Raw genomic sequence first — 17,610 nt, 5'->3', positions numbered from 1 at the left:
GACTGCGTACCTTTTGTATAATGGGTCAGCGACTTATTTTCAGTGGCGAGCTTAACCGAATAGGGGAGGCGTAGCGAAAGCGAGTCTTAATAGGGCGTCTAGTCGCTGGGAATAGACCCGAAACCGGGCGATCTATCCATGGGCAGGTTGAAGGTTGGGTAACACTAACTGGAGGACCGAACCGACTACCGTTGAAAAGTTAGCGGATGACCTGTGGATCGGAGTGAAAGGCTAATCAAGCTCGGAGATAGCTGGTTCTCCTCGAAAGCTATTTAGGTAGCGCCTCATGTATCACTGTAGGGGGTAGAGCACTGTTTCGGCTAGGGGGTCATCCCGACTTACCAAACCGATGCAAACTCCGAATACCTACAAGTGCCGAGCATGGGAGACACACGGCGGGTGCTAACGTCCGTCGTGAAAAGGGAAACAACCCAGACCGTCAGCTAAGGTCCCAAAGTTATGGTTAAGTGGGAAACGATGTGGGAAGGCTTAGACAGCTAGGAGGTTGGCTTAGAAGCAGCCACCCTTTAAAGAAAGCGTAATAGCTCACTAGTCGAGTCGGCCTGCGCGGAAGATGTAACGGGGCTCAAACCATACACCGAAGCTACGGGTATCACGTAAGTGATGCGGTAGAGGAGCGTTCTGTAAGCCTGTGAAGGTGAGTTGAGAAGCTTGCTGGAGGTATCAGAAGTGCGAATGCTGACATGAGTAACGACAATGGGTGTGAAAAACACCCACGCCGAAAGACCAAGGTTTCCTGCGCAACGTTAATCGACGCAGGGTTAGTCGGTCCCTAAGGCGAGGCTGAAAAGCGTAGTCGATGGAAAACAGGTTAATATTCCTGTACTTCTGGTTATTGCGATGGAGGGACGGAGAAGGCTAGGCCAGCTTGGCGTTGGTTGTCCAAGTTTAAGGTGGTAGGCTGAGATCTTAGGTAAATCCGGGATCTTAAGGCCGAGAGCTGATGACGAGTTACCTTTTAGGTGACGAAGTGGTTGATGCCATGCTTCCAAGAAAAGCTTCTAAGCTTCAGGTAACCAGGAACCGTACCCCAAACCGACACAGGTGGTTGGGTAGAGAATACCAAGGCGCTTGAGAGAACTCGGGTGAAGGAACTAGGCAAAATGGCACCGTAACTTCGGGAGAAGGTGCGCCGGTGAGGGTGAAGGACTTGCTCCGTAAGCTCATGCCGGTCGAAGATACCAGGCCGCTGCGACTGTTTATTAAAAACACAGCACTCTGCAAACACGAAAGTGGACGTATAGGGTGTGACGCCTGCCCGGTGCCGGAAGGTTAATTGATGGGGTTAGCTAACGCGAAGCTCTTGATCGAAGCCCCGGTAAACGGCGGCCGTAACTATAACGGTCCTAAGGTAGCGAAATTCCTTGTCGGGTAAGTTCCGACCTGCACGAATGGCGTAACGATGGCGGCGCTGTCTCCACCCGAGACTCAGTGAAATTGAAATCGCTGTGAAGATGCAGTGTATCCGCGGCTAGACGGAAAGACCCCGTGAACCTTTACTATAGCTTTGCACTGGACTTTGAATTTGCTTGTGTAGGATAGGTGGGAGGCTTTGAAGCGTGGACGCCAGTTCGCGTGGAGCCATCCTTGAAATACCACCCTGGCAACTTTGAGGTTCTAACTCAGGTCCGTTATCCGGATCGAGGACAGTGTATGGTGGGTAGTTTGACTGGGGCGGTCTCCTCCTAAAGAGTAACGGAGGAGTACGAAGGTGCGCTCAGACCGGTCGGAAATCGGTCGTAGAGTATAAAGGCAAAAGCGCGCTTGACTGCGAGACAGACACGTCGAGCAGGTACGAAAGTAGGTCTTAGTGATCCGGTGGTTCTGTATGGAAGGGCCATCGCTCAACGGATAAAAGGTACTCCGGGGATAACAGGCTGATACCGCCCAAGAGTTCATATCGACGGCGGTGTTTGGCACCTCGATGTCGGCTCATCACATCCTGGGGCTGAAGCCGGTCCCAAGGGTATGGCTGTTCGCCATTTAAAGTGGTACGCGAGCTGGGTTTAGAACGTCGTGAGACAGTTCGGTCCCTATCTGCCGTGGACGTTTGAGATTTGAGAGGGGCTGCTCCTAGTACGAGAGGACCGGAGTGGACGAACCTCTGGTGTTCCGGTTGTCACGCCAGTGGCATTGCCGGGTAGCTATGTTCGGAATAGATAACCGCTGAAAGCATCTAAGCGGGAAACTAGCCTCAAGATGAGATCTCACTGGAACCTTGAGTTCCCTGAAGGGCCGTCGAAGACTACGACGTTGATAGGTTGGGTGTGTAAGCGCTGTGAGGCGTTGAGCTAACCAATACTAATTGCCCGTGAGGCTTGACCATATAACACCCAAGCAATTTGATTACTCTAACGAGCATCAGATTGCGGTGTGTGAAGACGAAATGAACCGAAAGTTCGACGCTCACAAAACACCGAAAGCTGTCACATACCCAATTTGCTGAAGCGAGGCCAAGGCCACGACTCAGTACCCGAATTTCTTGACGACCATAGAGCATTGGAACCACCTGATCCCATCCCGAACTCAGTAGTGAAACGATGCATCGCCGATGGTAGTGTGGGGTTTCCCCATGTGAGAGTAGGTCATCGTCAAGATTAAATTCCAGAACCCCTGATTGCTAACGCAGTCAGGGGTTTTGTTTTGGGCGGTCGGAAAGTGCGCTGGGTATGGCCTCCAGCGCTAAAGTCCGGCCTTTCTATGCAATGACCCTGCGCATGGCTATCATGCGTGCCTCATTGTAAGGCGATGCTTGCATGCTGACGTTGTTGAAACTTCTGAAAGATGGCCGATTCCATTCCGGAGAAGCACTGGGTGCCGCCCTTGGCGTCAGTCGCAGTGCTGTATGGAAGCAGCTGCAGCACCTGGAAGCAGAGTTGAATCTGCCAATTCATAAGGTGCGAGGCAAGGGGTATCAGCTGGCATCCCCATTGGTGTTCTTGAGTGCTGAAGAGATTTCGCGGAGTGCGCCATCGCTAAGATGGCCCGTTCATATCTCCGACTCCATTGACTCCACTAATGCTGAAGCTTTGCGGCTGGTAGACGCTGGATGCGCGGCGCCGTTCCTGGTGCTCGCGGAGCAGCAAACTGCGGGAAGAGGTAGGAGAGGGCGAAAGTGGGTCAGTCCGTTCGCGCAAAACGTTTATTACAGCCTCGTATTGCGTATTGAGGCGGGTCTGCGCCAACTGGAGGGACTAAGTCTGGTTGTGGGTTTGGCGGTTGTGCAGGCCTTGCGCGAGTCTGGTGTTCAGGGCCTGGCCTTGAAGTGGCCGAACGATGTTTTGGTAGGGCAGAAGAAAATTGCTGGAATTTTGCTGGAATTGGTAGGTGATCCCGCGGATATCTGCCACGTGGTCCTGGGAATAGGTATCAACGTGAATATGCAGAGGGCTGACGAGGTCGATCAACAATGGACCTCAGTGCAGCTTGAGACGGGGGTTCGGGTGGATCGCAACCTTCTGGTGTCGCAACTGGGGCGGCAGCTGCAAGGCTACCTTGAGCGGCATCGGGAAGGCGGTTTTGTCGCGCTTCAGGGAGAGTGGGAGCAAAATCACGCTTGGCAGGGGCGGCCGGTCTCCCTTATCGCGGGTGTCCACCAGGTCGATGGGGTTGTGTTGGGTGTAGATCGTCAAGGGGCATTGCGCTTGAGTGTTGATGGCGTTGAGAAAGTATACAGTGGTGGTGAGTTAAGCCTGAGGTTGCGTGATGATTCTTGAGCTCGACTGTGGGAATAGCTTTATCAAATGGCGTGTACTAGCTGATAGTCCCGGTGCCTCGTCGGAGGGGGTGGTTGGTTCGGACCTGGCATTGATTGAAAGCCTGTTAGCCCTTCCTGGATTGTTGCTGACGCGCTGTCGCTTGGTGAGCGTTCGTGCGCTGGAAGAAACCAGCAAGCTGGTCGCGGCTCTGCATGAGGCATTCGGTATTGCTGTTTCGTGCGCTGCTCCCGCGCGTGAAATGGGCGGAGTGCGCAACGGTTACGAAGATTTCGAGCGGCTCGGCCTTGACCGCTGGTTGGCGATGCTAGGTGGATTCAAGCTAGCGCGAGGCGCTTGCCTGGTGCTTGATTTTGGTACGGCAGCCACAGCGGATTTCATTGCGGCCGATGGCGAGCACTTGGGCGGGTTCATTTGCCCGGGTATGCCTCTCATGCGCAATCAACTGCGAACTCACACGCGTAAAATACGCTACGACGACGCAGCTGCTGAAAGGGCGCTTGAGCGCCTCTCCCCTGGCCGTACGACCGTCGAGGCAGTGGAGCGCGGATGCACACTGATGCTGAGAGGGTTTGTACTCACTCAGTTAGAGTTGGCGCGAAGCTACTGGGGTGATGACTTCATCGTGTTCCTGACTGGGGGGGATGCTGATTTAGTGGCTGATGCAGTGCCGCAGGCGCGGCTCGTGCCCGATCTGGTGTTTGTCGGTTTGGCGATGGCTTGTCCTTTGTCCTGAGGTGGTTATGCGTTGGTTGTTTTTGCTTTTACTTGTCCTCAACGCCTTCTATTACATTTGGCATCAGCAAGAAGCGCCGCTGCGCGCCAAGGATGTCACGCCTCTAAGCCTGTACAGGGGAGCGCAGCAGGATATTCGGCTTCTCAGCGAATCTTCTGATGCCGTGGTGCGCAGAGACCGCGTAAAAGCATCTGAAGCGCAAAATACTTGCTTGTACATCGGTGGTTTTGCGGATCAGCGTCAAGCACAGTCTGTTGAGCAGCGGCTCACAAGTCTGGATATAAAGGTCAAGCTTCTATTGCTCAATACTACGGACGCCTCCGGCTATTGGCTTCGAGTAGCCCCTGAAAGCCGACGCCTGGCTGACGATCTGCCCTTTGAAAACCTTGCTAAGGAATTCAATGAGTTAAAACATAAAATAATGTTGTGCGAAGGCGTTGCAACTCTCGAATAGTTTGCATAGAATGGCGCCCGCTTCGCAGTGAAGACCTTATAGGTCAGCAGTGTGAAGCGAAGGTCAATGCAGCTAACCTCATATTTTTAAATGAGAAAATGCTTGACAGAAGGTCGGCGTAATGTAAAATGCCGGCTCGCTTAGGAGGGGTTCCCGAGCGGCCAAAGGGATCAGACTGTAAATCTGACGTCTACGACTTCGAAGGTTCGAATCCTTCCCCCTCCACCATTTTTAGCGTGAGCTGCAAGCTCCGCGGGTATAGTTTAGTGGTAGAACCTCAGCCTTCCAAGCTGATGATGCGGGTTCGATTCCCGCTACCCGCTCCAAGTTTGCAGGTTGTGCAGGTGTTTTGCTCTTGTAGCTCAGTTGGTAGAGCACACCCTTGGTAAGGGTGAGGTCAGCGGTTCAAATCCGCTCAAGAGCTCCATATAACAAGGCAGATATGAAAATATCTGCCTTTGTTTTAACAGCTGCCTCGGCTTGAAGGTGTTGAGTCTGGCGTTATTGTCAGGTGATTTCAGGTCTAGTGGGGTTGGTTGTTGTAAAGTCTTTTTCAGGCCTGCATAATGGTCGGCCTGATTTTGTTTTAGGTCAGTAGCTCAATTGGCAGAGCGACGGTCTCCAAAACCGTAGGTTGGGGGTTCGATTCCCTCCTGACCTGCCAGATTCACGTGGTGTGTCTGGCTTTCTTTTCACAGGATCTTCATAGATGACTCCTAAGGCTGAAGCTCAAAGCTCTCGTTTCGATCTGGTCAAGTGGCTTGCTGTAGTCGCCTTGGTGGTCGTAGGCGTTGTTGGCAATCAGTACTACTCTGCTTCGCCGATCCTGTACCGCGTGCTCGCATTACTTGCCCTTGCTGCTGTAGCTGCCTTTGTGGGCCTGCAGACCGCCAAAGGCAAATCTTTCGCGATCCTGGTAAAGGAAGCTCGCACCGAAATTCGTAAAGTCGTTTGGCCGACTCGCCAAGAAACCACGCAGACCACGTTGATCGTTGTGGCTGTTGTTCTGGTTATGGCGTTGCTGTTGTGGGGGCTTGATTCCCTGCTCGGCTGGCTTGTTTCCTTGATTGTTGGCTAAGGGTGTCCCGTGGCTAAGCGTTGGTACGTTGTTCATGCTTACTCGGGTTACGAGAAGCATGTTATGCGCTCTTTGCTGGAGCGCGTAAAGCTGGCAGGCATGGAAGATGGCTTCGGCGAAATTCTGGTTCCCACTGAAGAAGTGGTTGAAATGCGGAATGGCCAGAAGCGCAAAAGCGAACGCAAGTTCTTCCCTGGCTATGTGCTGGTTCAGATGGACATGAATGAAGGTACTTGGCACTTGGTCAAGGATACCCCTCGTGTCATGGGTTTCATTGGCGGTACCGCTGATAAGCCTGCTCCTATCACCGACAAAGAGGCAGAAGCGATTCTGCGCCGCGTTGCTGATGGTAGCGACAAGCCTAAGCCGAAGACGCTTTTCGAGCCGGGTGAGGTTGTTCGTGTCACAGATGGTCCGTTTGCTGATTTCAACGGTACTGTCGAAGAAGTTAACTACGAAAAGAGCCGGATCCAAGTGGCAGTGCTCATTTTCGGTCGCTCTACTCCGGTAGAGCTGGAGTTCAGCCAGGTCGAGAAGGTCTAGCTGACCAAGCATCCCAACCCCGCAGCCTTAGGCTGTGGGGTTTTGTCGTCACTGGGATAAACGCGCAAGTAACCGGGGAGCCTTTCGAGGCGTTTGAACCCGTAATTGGAGTGCCTCATGGCCAAGAAGATTACCGCTTACATCAAGCTGCAAGTGAAGGCCGCTCAGGCCAACCCTAGCCCACCCGTCGGTCCAGCTCTGGGTCAGCACGGCGTGAACATCATGGAATTCTGCAAGGCCTTCAACGCCCGTACTCAGGGTCTTGAGCCAGGTCTGCCGACTCCAGTGATCATCACTGTATACAGCGACCGTAGCTTCACTTTCGAAACCAAGTCGACTCCGGCTTCGGTTCTGTTGAAGAAGGCTGCTGGTCTGACTAGCGGTTCCGCTCGTCCTAACACCGTTAAGGTTGGCACCGTAACTCGTGCTCAGCTGGAAGAAATCGCGAAAACCAAAAACGCGGATCTGACTGCAGCTGATATGGATGCAGCCGTGCGTACCATCGCCGGTTCTGCTCGTAGCATGGGCCTTAACGTGGAGGGTGTGTAATGGCTAAGCTGACCAAGCGCCAAAAGGCTATCGCCGGCAAAATCGAAGCAGGCAAGGCCTACAACTTTGTAGACGCCGCTGCCCTGCTGACCGAGCTGTCGACTGTCAAGTTCAGCGAGTCTGTTGACGTTGCTGTAAACCTGGGTGTTGACCCACGTAAATCCGACCAGGTCGTTCGTAGCGCTACTGTGCTGCCACACGGTACTGGCAAGACTGTACGTGTAGCTGTCTTCACCCAAGGCCCAGCAGCTGAAGCTGCTCTGGCCGCTGGCGCTGACCGCGTTGGCATGGACGACCTGGCTGCCGAAATGAAAGGCGGCGACCTGAATTACGACGTAGTTATTGCATCCCCGGATGCAATGCGCGTTGTAGGTCAGTTGGGTCAGATCCTGGGTCCACGTGGCCTGATGCCTAACCCTAAAGTCGGTACCGTAACGCCAGACGTAGCCACCGCGGTTAAAAACGCCAAGGCTGGTCAGGTTCGTTATCGCACCGACAAAAACGGCATCATTCACACCTCCGTTGGCAAAGTCGGCTTCGATGCCATCAAGCTGAAGGAAAACGTTGAAGCCCTGATCGCTGATCTGAAGCGTATCAAGCCAGCTTCTTCGAAAGGTATCTACGTCAAGCGCGTTACCCTGAGCACTACTATGGGCCCAGGTCTGGTCATCGACCAAGGCTCACTGGACGTATAAGACACAGATTGGTGCGAGCGATCGCGCCAATTGAAAAAAATTGGGGTCCCTGCCTGGCGGGGGCTATCCAAGACCGTAGGCGACGCAAGTCTTAAACCACAAGCCTACGCAGATGGTGCTCCCGGTTCCTTACCGAATCAGACACCAAAACGACATCCGGCTCCGGCCAGATGAAACGGTAACAAGCAGGAGTTAAACCCGTGGCAATTAATCTCGAAGACAAGAAGGCCATCGTCGCTGAAGTCAACGAGGCTGCCAAAGCTGCTCTGTCCGCTGTCGTGGCTGATGCCCGTGGTGTGACAGTAGGCGCTATGACCGGACTCCGTAAAGAGGCTCGTGAAGCTGGCGTATACGTACGTGTTGTACGTAACACCCTGCTCAAGCGCGCTGTTGCTGACACTGAATACAGTGTCCTCAACGACGTGTTCACCGGCCCGACTCTGATCGCGTTCTCCAAGGAACATCCAGGCGCTGCTGCCCGTTTGTTCAAGGAATTCGCCAAGAGTCAGGATAAGTTCGAGATCAAGGCAGCTGCGTTCGAGGGCAAGTTCCTCGCAGCTAACCAAATCGACGTACTGGCAACACTGCCGACCCGCGACGAAGCCATTTCGCAGCTGATGAGCGTGATTCAAGGCGCTACCAGCAAGCTGGCTCGTACTCTGGCCGCAGTTCGCGAGCAAAAAGAAGCTGCCGCAGCCTAAGGCTGAGCGACTTCTCTCGCGTATTTTTGTTTATTTCGATGGCCGAGTAGGCCGTCCCCCAATTCAGGAAATACAGCAATGTCTATCTCCCAAGACGATATCCTCAACGCCGTAGCTGAAATGTCGGTTCTGCAGGTTGTTGAGCTGATCAAAGCTTTCGAAGAAAAATTCGGCGTTTCCGCTGCCGCTGCTTCCGCTGGCCCAGCTGTTGCTGCTGTTGCTGCTGAAGAGCAAACCGAATTCAACGTCATGCTGGTAGAAGCTGGCGAGAAGAAAGTAAACGTGATCAAGGCAGTACGTGAACTGACCGGTCTGGGCCTGAAAGAAGCCAAGGCTGTAGTTGACGGCGCTCCTGCCCAGGTTCTGGAAGCAGTGTCGAAAGACGCCGCTGACAAAGCTAAAGCAGTGCTGGAAGAAGCAGGCGCTAAAGTCGAGCTGAAGTAAGCATCGACCTTGCGTCTCCAGCCCAAGCGTTAAGCTGAAGGCTGATGGCTGGTGGCTCTTGCCACCGGCCTTTTTCCGTTCTTGGCTGTCGACTCGGTCGCCGCCACTAACGCGCTGTAACCACCCGATGCGGTGGTGCAAACCATGGGGTTTGCAAGATTTTCTGGCTGCTCCCGTCGGAGGGGCCAAACAAGCAGGTGACCAAGCTGGGGAACGCTGATGGCTTACTCATATACTGAGAAAAAACGTATCCGCAAGGACTTTAGCAAGTTGCCGGACGTCATGGATGTCCCGTACCTTCTGGCTATCCAGCTGGATTCGTATCGTGAATTCTTGCAGGCGGGAGCGACCAAAGATCAGTTCCGCGACGTGGGCCTGCATGCGGCCTTCAAATCCGTTTTCCCGATCATCAGCTACTCCGGCAATGCTGCGCTGGAGTACGTCGGTTATCGCCTGGGCGAACCGGCATTTGATGTCAAAGAATGCGTGTTGCGCGGTGTTACTTACGCCGTACCTTTGCGGGTAAAAGTGCGCCTGATCATTTTCGACAAAGAATCGTCGAACAAAGCGATCAAGGACATCAAAGAGCAAGAAGTCTACATGGGCGAAATCCCATTGATGACCGAGAACGGTACCTTCGTTATCAATGGTACCGAGCGTGTGATCGTTTCCCAGCTGCACCGTTCCCCGGGCGTGTTCTTCGACCACGACCGCGGCAAGACGCACAGCTCCGGCAAGCTCCTGTACTCCGCGCGGATCATTCCGTACCGTGGTTCGTGGTTGGACTTCGAGTTCGACCCGAAAGACTGCGTGTTCGTGCGTATCGACCGTCGTCGCAAGCTGCCGGCCTCGGTACTGCTGCGCGCGCTCGGCTACACCACTGAGCAAGTGCTGGACGCTTTCTATACCACCAACGTGTTCAGCCTGAAGGATGAAACCCTCAAGCTGGAGCTGATCGCTTCGCGTCTGCGTGGTGAAATTGCCGTCCTGGACATCCAGGATGAAAAAGGCAAGGTCATTGTTGAAGCTGGCCGCCGTATCACTGCGCGCCACATCAACCAGATCGAAAAAGCCGGTATCAAAGAGCTGGAAGTGCCTCTGGACTACGTCCTGGGTCGTACTACCGCCAAGGTCATCGTTCACCCGGCTACAGGCGAAATCCTGGCTGAGTGCAACACCGAGCTGAACACCGAGATCCTGGCCAAAATTGCCAAGGCTCAGGTCGTTCGCATCGAGACCCTGTACACCAACGACATCGACTGCGGTCCGTTCATCTCCGACACACTGAAGATCGACTCCACCAGCAACCAATTGGAAGCGCTGGTCGAGATCTATCGCATGATGCGTCCTGGTGAGCCACCAACCAAAGACGCTGCCGAGACCCTGTTCAACAACCTGTTCTTCAGCCCTGAGCGCTATGACCTGTCTGCGGTCGGCCGGATGAAGTTCAACCGTCGTATCGGTCGTACCGAGATCGAAGGTTCGGGCGTGCTGTGCAAGGAAGACATCGTCGCGGTACTGAAGACCCTGGTCGACATCCGTAACGGCAAAGGCATCGTCGATGACATCGACCACCTGGGTAACCGTCGTGTTCGCTGTGTAGGCGAAATGGCCGAGAACCAGTTCCGCGTTGGCCTGGTACGTGTTGAGCGTGCGGTCAAAGAGCGTCTGTCGATGGCGGAAAGCGAAGGCCTGATGCCGCAAGACCTGATCAACGCCAAGCCAGTAGCTGCGGCGGTGAAAGAGTTCTTCGGTTCCAGCCAGCTGTCCCAGTTCATGGACCAGAACAACCCGCTCTCCGAGATCACCCACAAGCGCCGTGTCTCCGCACTGGGCCCGGGCGGTCTGACCCGTGAGCGTGCCGGCTTTGAAGTGCGTGACGTACACCCGACGCACTACGGTCGTGTTTGCCCGATCGAAACGCCGGAAGGTCCGAACATCGGTCTGATCAACTCCCTGGCCGCTTATGCGCGCACCAACCAATACGGCTTCCTCGAGAGCCCGTACCGCGTGGTGAAAGACGCCCTGGTCACCGACGAGATCGTGTTCCTGTCCGCCATCGAAGAAGCTGATCACGTGATCGCTCAGGCTTCGGCCACGATGAACGACAAGAAAGTCCTGATCGACGAGCTGGTAGCTGTTCGTCACTTGAACGAGTTCACCGTCAAGGCGCCGGAAGACGTCACCTTGATGGACGTTTCGCCGAAGCAGGTAGTTTCGGTAGCAGCGTCGCTGATCCCGTTCCTGGAGCACGATGACGCCAACCGTGCGTTGATGGGTTCCAACATGCAGCGTCAAGCTGTACCGACCCTGCGCGCTGACAAGCCGCTGGTAGGTACCGGCATGGAGCGTAACGTAGCCCGTGACTCCGGCGTTTGCGTCGTGGCTCGCCGTGGCGGCGTAATCGACTCCGTTGATGCCAGCCGTATCGTGGTTCGTGTTGCCGATGACGAAGTTGAAACTGGCGAAGCCGGTGTCGACATCTACAACCTGACCAAATACACCCGCTCGAACCAGAACACCTGCATCAACCAGCGTCCGCTGGTGAGCAAGGGTGATCGCGTTCAGCGTAGCGACATCATGGCCGACGGCCCGTCCACCGACATGGGTGAACTGGCGCTCGGTCAGAACATGCGCATCGCGTTCATGGCATGGAACGGCTTCAACTTCGAAGACTCCATCTGCCTGTCCGAGCGTGTTGTTCAAGAAGACCGTTTCACCACGATCCACATTCAGGAACTGACCTGTGTGGCCCGTGACACCAAGCTTGGCCCAGAGGAAATCACTGCAGACATCCCGAACGTGGGTGAAGCTGCACTGAACAAGCTGGACGAAGCCGGTATCGTCTACGTAGGTGCTGAAGTAGGCGCAGGTGACATCCTGGTCGGTAAGGTCACTCCGAAAGGCGAGACCCAGCTGACTCCGGAAGAGAAACTGTTGCGTGCCATCTTCGGTGAAAAAGCCAGCGACGTTAAAGACACCTCCCTGCGTGTACCTACCGGTACCAAAGGTACTGTCATCGACGTACAGGTCTTCACCCGTGACGGCGTCGAGCGTGATGCTCGTGCACTGTCCATCGAGAAGACCCAGCTCGACGAGATCCGCAAGGATCTGAACGAAGAGTTCCGTATCGTTGAAGGCGCGACTTTCGAACGTCTGCGTTCCGCCCTGGTAGGCCATAAGGCTGAAGGCGGCGCAGGTCTGAAGAAAGGTCAGGACATCACCGACGAAATCCTCGACGGTCTTGAGCACGGCCAGTGGTTCAAACTGCGCATGGCTGAAGACGCTCTGAACGAGCAGCTCGAGAAGGCCCAGGCCTACATCGTTGATCGCCGCCGTCTGCTGGACGACAAGTTCGAAGACAAGAAGCGCAAACTGCAGCAGGGCGATGACCTGGCTCCAGGCGTGCTGAAAATCGTCAAGGTTTACCTGGCAATCCGTCGCCGCATCCAGCCGGGCGACAAGATGGCCGGTCGTCACGGTAACAAAGGTGTGGTCTCCGTGATCATGCCGGTTGAAGACATGCCGCACGATGCCAATGGCACCCCGGTCGACGTCGTCCTCAACCCGTTGGGCGTACCTTCGCGTATGAACGTTGGTCAGATCCTTGAAACCCACCTGGGCCTCGCGGCCAAAGGTCTGGGCGAGAAGATCAACCGTATGATCGAAGAGCAGCGCAAGGTCGCCGACCTGCGTAAGTTCCTGCACGAGATCTACAACGAGATCGGCGGTCGCAACGAAGAGCTGGAAACCTTCTCCGACCAGGAAATCCTGGATCTGGCGAAGAACCTGCGCGGCGGTGTTCCAATGGCGACCCCGGTGTTCGACGGTGCCAAGGAAAGCGAAATCAAGGCCATGCTGAAACTGGCGGACCTGCCAGAAAGCGGCCAGATGCAGCTGTTCGACGGCCGTACCGGCAACAAGTTCGAGCGTCCGGTTACTGTTGGCTACATGTACATGCTGAAGCTGAACCACTTGGTAGACGACAAGATGCACGCTCGTTCTACCGGTTCGTACAGCCTGGTTACCCAGCAGCCGCTGGGTGGTAAGGCTCAGTTCGGTGGTCAACGTTTCGGGGAGATGGAGGTCTGGGCACTGGAAGCATACGGTGCTGCTTACACTCTGCAAGAAATGCTCACAGTGAAGTCGGACGATGTGAACGGTCGGACCAAGATGTACAAAAACATCGTGGACGGCGATCACCGTATGGAGCCGGGCATGCCCGAGTCCTTCAACGTGTTGATCAAAGAAATTCGTTCCCTCGGCATCGATATCGATCTGGAAACCGAATAACACGTGACGCGAATCGAGAGCGGGGCTGTTTAGCCCGCTCTCTGCTCCGCCAGGAGGAAAGGCCTTGAAAGACCTACTGAATTTGCTGAAAAACCAGGGTCAAGTCGAAGAGTTCGACGCCATCCGTATTGGGTTGGCATCGCCAGAGATGATCCGTTCGTGGTCGTTCGGTGAAGTTAAAAAACCGGAAACCATCAACTACCGTACGTTCAAACCTGAACGTGATGGCCTGTTCTGCGCCAAGATCTTTGGCCCGGTTAAGGATTACGAGTGCCTGTGCGGTAAGTACAAGCGCTTGAAGCATCGTGGTGTGATCTGCGAGAAGTGCGGCGTTGAAGTTGCACTGGCCAAGGTTCGTCGTGAGCGTATGGCGCACATCGAACTGGCTTCGCCGGTTGCTCACATCTGGTTCCTGAAATCGCTGCCGTCCCGTATCGGCTTGCTGATGGACATGACCCTGCGTGATATCGAACGCGTTCTCTACTTCGAGAGCTATGTCGTTATCGATCCAGGCATGACCACCCTTGAAAAAGGTCAGTTGCTGAACGACGAGCAGTACTTCGAAGCGCTGGAAGAATTCGGTGACGATTTCGATGCCCGCATGGGTGCCGAAGCTGTCCGCGAACTGCTGCACGCTATCGACCTGGAACACGAGATTGGCCGCCTGCGTGAAGAAATTCCGCAAACCAACTCCGAAACCAAGATCAAGAAACTGTCCAAGCGTCTGAAGTTGATGGAAGCCTTCCAGGGTTCCGGCAACTTGCCAGAGTGGATGGTGCTGACCGTTCTGCCGGTTCTGCCGCCAGACCTGCGTCCGCTGGTACCGTTGGACGGTGGTCGTTTCGCGACGTCCGACCTCAACGACCTGTACCGCCGCGTGATCAACCGTAACAACCGCTTGAAGCGCCTGCTTGATCTGTCCGCTCCAGACATCATCGTGCGCAACGAAAAGCGTATGTTGCAAGAAGCTGTCGATGCCTTGCTCGACAACGGTCGCCGTGGCCGCGCTATCACCGGTTCCAACAAGCGTCCTCTGAAATCCTTGGCTGACATGATCAAGGGTAAGCAAGGTCGTTTCCGTCAGAACTTGCTCGGTAAGCGTGTTGACTACTCTGGTCGTTCGGTAATTACCGTAGGCCCGACCCTGCGTCTGCACCAGTGCGGTCTGCCTAAGAAGATGGCACTTGAGCTGTTCAAGCCATTCATCTTCGGCAAGCTGGAAATGCGCGGTCTTGCGACCACCATCAAAGCGGCCAAGAAAATGGTCGAGCGCGAACTGCCAGAGGTTTGGGACGTTCTCGCTGAGGTGATCCGCGAACACCCGGTTCTCCTCAACCGTGCACCGACCCTTCACCGTCTGGGTATCCAGGCGTTTGAACCGGTACTGATCGAAGGTAAGGCTATCCAGCTGCACCCGTTGGTCTGTGCTGCGTACAACGCCGACTTCGACGGCGACCAAATGGCCGTGCACGTACCGCTGACACTGGAAGCCCAGTTGGAAGCACGTGCATTGATGATGTCGACCAACAACATTCTGTCGCCAGCCAACGGTGAGCCAATCATCGTTCCGTCGCAGGACGTTGTATTGGGTCTGTACTACATGACGCGTGAAGCGATCAACGCCAAGGGCGAAGGTCGTGTGTTCGCTGACCTGCAAGAAGTTGACCGTGTGTTCCGTGCCGGCGAAGCCGCATTGCACGCCAAGGTCAAAGTGCGGATCAACGAAACCGTCAACGACCGTGACGGCGGCAGCGTGACCAACACTCGTATCGTCGACACCACTGTCGGCCGTGCGCTGTTGTATCAAGTTGTGCCAAAAGGTCTGTCGTACGACGTCGTCAACCTGCCGATGAAGAAAAAGGCGATCTCCAAGTTGATCAACCAGTGCTACCGCGTGGTTGGTTTGAAAGAGACCGTGATCTTCGCTGACCAGTTGATGTATACCGGTTTTGCTTACTCGACCATTTCCGGCGTTTCCATCGGCGTTAACGACTTTGTTATCCCGGATGAAAAAGCCCGCATCATCGGTGCTGCCACCGAAGAAGTGAAAGAAATCGAAAGCCAGTACGCCTCCGGCCTGGTAACCCAGGGTGAGAAGTACAACAAGGTAATCGACCTTTGGTCCAAGGCGAACGATGAAGTTTCCAAGGCGATGATGGCCAACCTCTCGAAAGAGAAAGTCATCGACCGTCATGGCGACGAAGTTGACCAAGAGTCCTTCAACTCGATGTACATGATGGCCGACTCGGGCGCACGGGGTTCTGCTGCGCAGATCCGTCAGCTCGCCGGTATGCGTGGCCTGATGGCCAAGCCGGACGGTTCCATCATCGAAACGCCGATTACTGCGAACTTCCGTGAAGGTTTGAGCGTACTTCAGTACTTCATCTCGACTCACGGTGCTCGTAAGGGTCTTGCGGATACCGCGTTGAAAACTGCTAACTCCGGTTACCTGACTCGTCGTCTGGTAGACGTTGCACAAGATCTGGTTGTAACCGAGATTGATTGCGGCACCGAGCATGGCCTGCTGATGACGCCGCACATTGAAGGCGGTGACGTTGTAGAACCGCTGGGTGAGCGCGTATTGGGTCGTGTGATTGCCCGTGACGTGTTCAAGCCAGGTACCGAGGAAGTTATTGTTCCTGCCGGCACCCTGGTAGACGAGAAGTGGGTCGAGTTCATCGAACTCAACAGCATCGACGAAGTGATCGTTCGCTCGCCGATCAGCTGCGAAACCCGCTACGGCATCTGCGCCAAATGCTACGGCCGTGACTTGGCTCGTGGTCACCAGGTGAACATCGGTGAAGCGGTCGGCGTTATCGCTGCCCAGTCCATCGGTGAGCCGGGTACCCAGCTGACGATGCGTACGTTCCACATCGGTGGTGCGGCAAGCCGGACCTCCGCAGCCGACAGCGTTCAGGTGAAGAATGGCGGTACCGTCCGTCTGCATAACCTGAAACACGTTGAGCGAGTGGATGGCCACCTGGTTGCTGTGTCCCGTTCCGGTGAGCTGGCAATCGCTGATGACTACGGTCGTGAGCGCGAGCGTTACAAACTGCCGTACGGTGCTGTGATTTCGGTTAAAGAAGGTGACAAGGTCGACGCTGGCGCAATCGTGGCCAAGTGGGATCCGCACACTCACCCAATTGTTACCGAAATGAAAGGTACCGTGACCTACGTGGGCATGGAAGAAGGCATCACGATCAAGCGTCAGACTGACGAATTGACCGGTATGACCAACATTGAAGTACTCGACGCGAAAGATCGTCCAGCTGCCGGTAAAGACATCCGTCCTGCCGTGAAGATGGTCGATGACAACGGCAAGGACTTGTTGCTGCCAGGCACTGACGTAATCGCTCAGTACTTCCTGCCAGCCAACGCCCTGGTCGGTGTAGCGGATGGTGCGAAGATCGCGATCGGTGATGTTATCGCGCGTATCCCGCAAGAAACTTCGAAAACCCGTGACATCACCGGTGGTCTGCCGCGTGTTGCCGACTTGTTCGAAGCTCGTCGTCCGAAAGAAGCGTCGATTCTGGCTGAAGTCAGCGGCACCATCGCGTTCGGTAAAGAGACCAAGGGCAAGCGCCGTCTGGTCATTACGCCGAACGACGGTAGCGATCCGTATGAAGAGCTGATTCCGAAGTGGCGTCACCTGAACGTGTTCGAAGGCGAACAGGTAAACCGCGGCGAAGTTATCTCCGACGGCCCGAGCGATCCACACGACATCCTGCGTCTGCTGGGTGTGAGTGCGCTGGCCAAGTACATCGTTAACGAGATCCAGGACGTTTACCGCCTGCAAGGCGTGAAGATCAACGATAAGCACATCGAGACCATCCTGCGTCAGATGCTGCGTAAAGTTGAAATCGCTGAATCCGGCGATTCCAGTTTCATCAAGGGCGACCAGATGGAACTGACTCACGTGCTGGTGGAAAACGAGCGCTTGGCGACCGAAGACAAATTCGTGTCCAAGTTCACTCGCGTGCTGCTGGGTATCACCAAGGCGTCGTTGTCGACTGAATCGTTCATCTCGGCGGCCTCCTTCCAGGAGACCACTCGCGTACTGACCGAAGCAGCGGTAACCGGCAAGCGCGATTACCTGCGCGGCCTGAAAGAAAACGTGGTTGTGGGTCGTCTGATCCCAGCCGGTACCGGTTTGGCTTACCACAGCGAGCGTAAACGCCGCCGTGATGCTGACAAGCCGTTGCGCGTAAGCGCCAGTGAAGTGGAAGCTGCACTGACCGAAGCGCTGAACTCCAGCGGTAACTGAGTTCTGCGATAAATAAGTCCGGGCCCTGGTAGCCCCCATTCGTCGGATCGAGGCAGTTTTGTCCCGGTTCGATGAGAGGGGATGTCGGGGCCTTGCCTTGACTGGGGGCAAGATCC

11 protein-coding genes, 4 tRNA genes and 2 rRNA genes (1 of these 17 cut by a window edge) are annotated in these 17,610 nt (G+C 55.1%); all 17 read left to right on the top strand.

Annotated features, from left to right (window positions below):
- Nucleotides 1-2,347: ribosomal RNA gene (locus LUU92_RS26055) — 23S ribosomal RNA — on the top strand; it begins 545 nt to the left of the window's first position.
- Nucleotides 2,348-2,502: 155 nt separating this feature from the next.
- Nucleotides 2,503-2,618: ribosomal RNA gene (gene rrf, locus LUU92_RS26050) — 5S ribosomal RNA — on the top strand.
- Between the two features lie 159 nt (nt 2,619-2,777).
- Nucleotides 2,778-3,737: a bifunctional biotin--[acetyl-CoA-carboxylase] ligase/biotin operon repressor BirA gene (birA, locus tag LUU92_RS26045; protein WP_071489827.1), complete on the top strand. Its 960-nt coding sequence runs from the start codon at nt 2,778-2,780 to the stop codon at nt 3,735-3,737.
- Nucleotides 3,727-4,473, top strand: coding sequence for a pantothenate kinase (locus tag LUU92_RS26040; protein ID WP_071489828.1), 747 nt, complete (start codon nt 3,727-3,729; stop codon nt 4,471-4,473). The genes birA and LUU92_RS26040 overlap by 11 nt, the downstream gene beginning before the upstream one ends.
- Nucleotides 4,474-4,480: 7 nt before the next feature.
- Nucleotides 4,481-4,927 carry a hypothetical protein gene (locus tag LUU92_RS26035; RefSeq protein WP_092250509.1) on the top strand — a complete coding sequence of 149 codons (447 nt, stop codon included), beginning with the start codon at nt 4,481-4,483 and terminating at the stop codon, nt 4,925-4,927.
- A 143-nt stretch (nt 4,928-5,070) separates the two neighbouring features.
- Nucleotides 5,071-5,155 (top strand) — tRNA-Tyr (locus tag LUU92_RS26030).
- Between the two features lie 24 nt (nt 5,156-5,179).
- Nucleotides 5,180-5,253 (top strand) — tRNA-Gly (locus LUU92_RS26025).
- 25 nt (nt 5,254-5,278) lie between these two features.
- A tRNA-Thr gene (locus LUU92_RS26020) sits at nt 5,279-5,354 on the top strand.
- 161 nt (nt 5,355-5,515) lie between these two features.
- Nucleotides 5,516-5,591, top strand: a tRNA-Trp gene (locus LUU92_RS26015).
- 45 nt (nt 5,592-5,636) lie between these two features.
- Complete coding sequence (gene secE, locus LUU92_RS26010) at nt 5,637-6,005, top strand: preprotein translocase subunit SecE (protein WP_071489830.1); 369 nt, start codon at nt 5,637-5,639, stop codon at nt 6,003-6,005.
- 9 nt (nt 6,006-6,014) lie between these two features.
- Nucleotides 6,015-6,548: a transcription termination/antitermination protein NusG gene (gene nusG / locus LUU92_RS26005; RefSeq protein WP_003176436.1), complete on the top strand. Its 534-nt coding sequence runs from the start codon at nt 6,015-6,017 to the stop codon at nt 6,546-6,548.
- Nucleotides 6,549-6,665: 117 nt separating this feature from the next.
- The gene (rplK, locus tag LUU92_RS26000; RefSeq protein WP_003176435.1) at nt 6,666-7,097 is read left to right on the top strand and encodes a 50S ribosomal protein L11; all 432 of its coding nucleotides are present in this window, start codon (nt 6,666-6,668) and stop codon (nt 7,095-7,097) included.
- Entirely contained in the window at nt 7,097-7,792 is a 696-nt protein-coding gene (gene rplA, locus LUU92_RS25995) for a 50S ribosomal protein L1 (RefSeq protein ID WP_257102835.1), read from the top strand. Before rplK ends, rplA begins: the two co-directional genes overlap by 1 nt.
- Before the next feature lie 200 nt (nt 7,793-7,992).
- Complete coding sequence (gene rplJ, locus LUU92_RS25990) at nt 7,993-8,493, top strand: 50S ribosomal protein L10 (RefSeq protein ID WP_016969477.1); 501 nt, start codon at nt 7,993-7,995, stop codon at nt 8,491-8,493.
- A gap of 78 nt (nt 8,494-8,571) precedes the next feature.
- Entirely contained in the window at nt 8,572-8,937 is a 366-nt protein-coding gene (rplL, locus tag LUU92_RS25985; protein WP_071489831.1) for a 50S ribosomal protein L7/L12, read from the top strand.
- 219 nt (nt 8,938-9,156) lie between these two features.
- Entirely contained in the window at nt 9,157-13,230 is a 4,074-nt protein-coding gene (gene rpoB / locus LUU92_RS25980; RefSeq protein WP_222540509.1) for a DNA-directed RNA polymerase subunit beta, read from the top strand.
- 64 nt (nt 13,231-13,294) lie between these two features.
- Entirely contained in the window at nt 13,295-17,494 is a 4,200-nt protein-coding gene (rpoC, locus tag LUU92_RS25975) for a DNA-directed RNA polymerase subunit beta' (RefSeq protein ID WP_071489832.1), read from the top strand.
- Nucleotides 17,495-17,610: the final 116 nt, after the last annotated feature.

Origin of the sequence: Pseudomonas extremorientalis, assembly GCF_024584605.1 — a bacterium.
Lineage (GTDB): Bacteria > Pseudomonadota > Gammaproteobacteria > Pseudomonadales > Pseudomonadaceae > Aquipseudomonas > Aquipseudomonas extremorientalis.
This window is presented reverse-complemented; position numbering and strand designations above follow the sequence as displayed.

Excerpts from the sequence above, each read along its gene's own strand:
- LUU92_RS26035 (WP_092250509.1), top strand. The coding sequence starts at position 4,481 with ATGCGTTGGTTGTTTTTGCTTTTACTTGTCCTCAACGCCTTCTATTAC.
- rplL (WP_071489831.1), top strand. The coding sequence starts at position 8,572 with ATGTCTATCTCCCAAGACGATATCCTCAACGCCGTAGCTGAAATGTCG.
- rplA (WP_257102835.1), top strand. The coding sequence starts at position 7,097 with ATGGCTAAGCTGACCAAGCGCCAAAAGGCTATCGCCGGCAAAATCGAA.
- rpoB (WP_222540509.1), top strand. The coding sequence starts at position 9,157 with ATGGCTTACTCATATACTGAGAAAAAACGTATCCGCAAGGACTTTAGC.
- birA (WP_071489827.1), top strand. The coding sequence starts at position 2,778 with ATGCTGACGTTGTTGAAACTTCTGAAAGATGGCCGATTCCATTCCGGA.
- rplK (WP_003176435.1), top strand. The coding sequence starts at position 6,666 with ATGGCCAAGAAGATTACCGCTTACATCAAGCTGCAAGTGAAGGCCGCT.
- secE (WP_071489830.1), top strand. The coding sequence starts at position 5,637 with ATGACTCCTAAGGCTGAAGCTCAAAGCTCTCGTTTCGATCTGGTCAAG.
- LUU92_RS26040 (WP_071489828.1), top strand. The coding sequence starts at position 3,727 with ATGATTCTTGAGCTCGACTGTGGGAATAGCTTTATCAAATGGCGTGTA.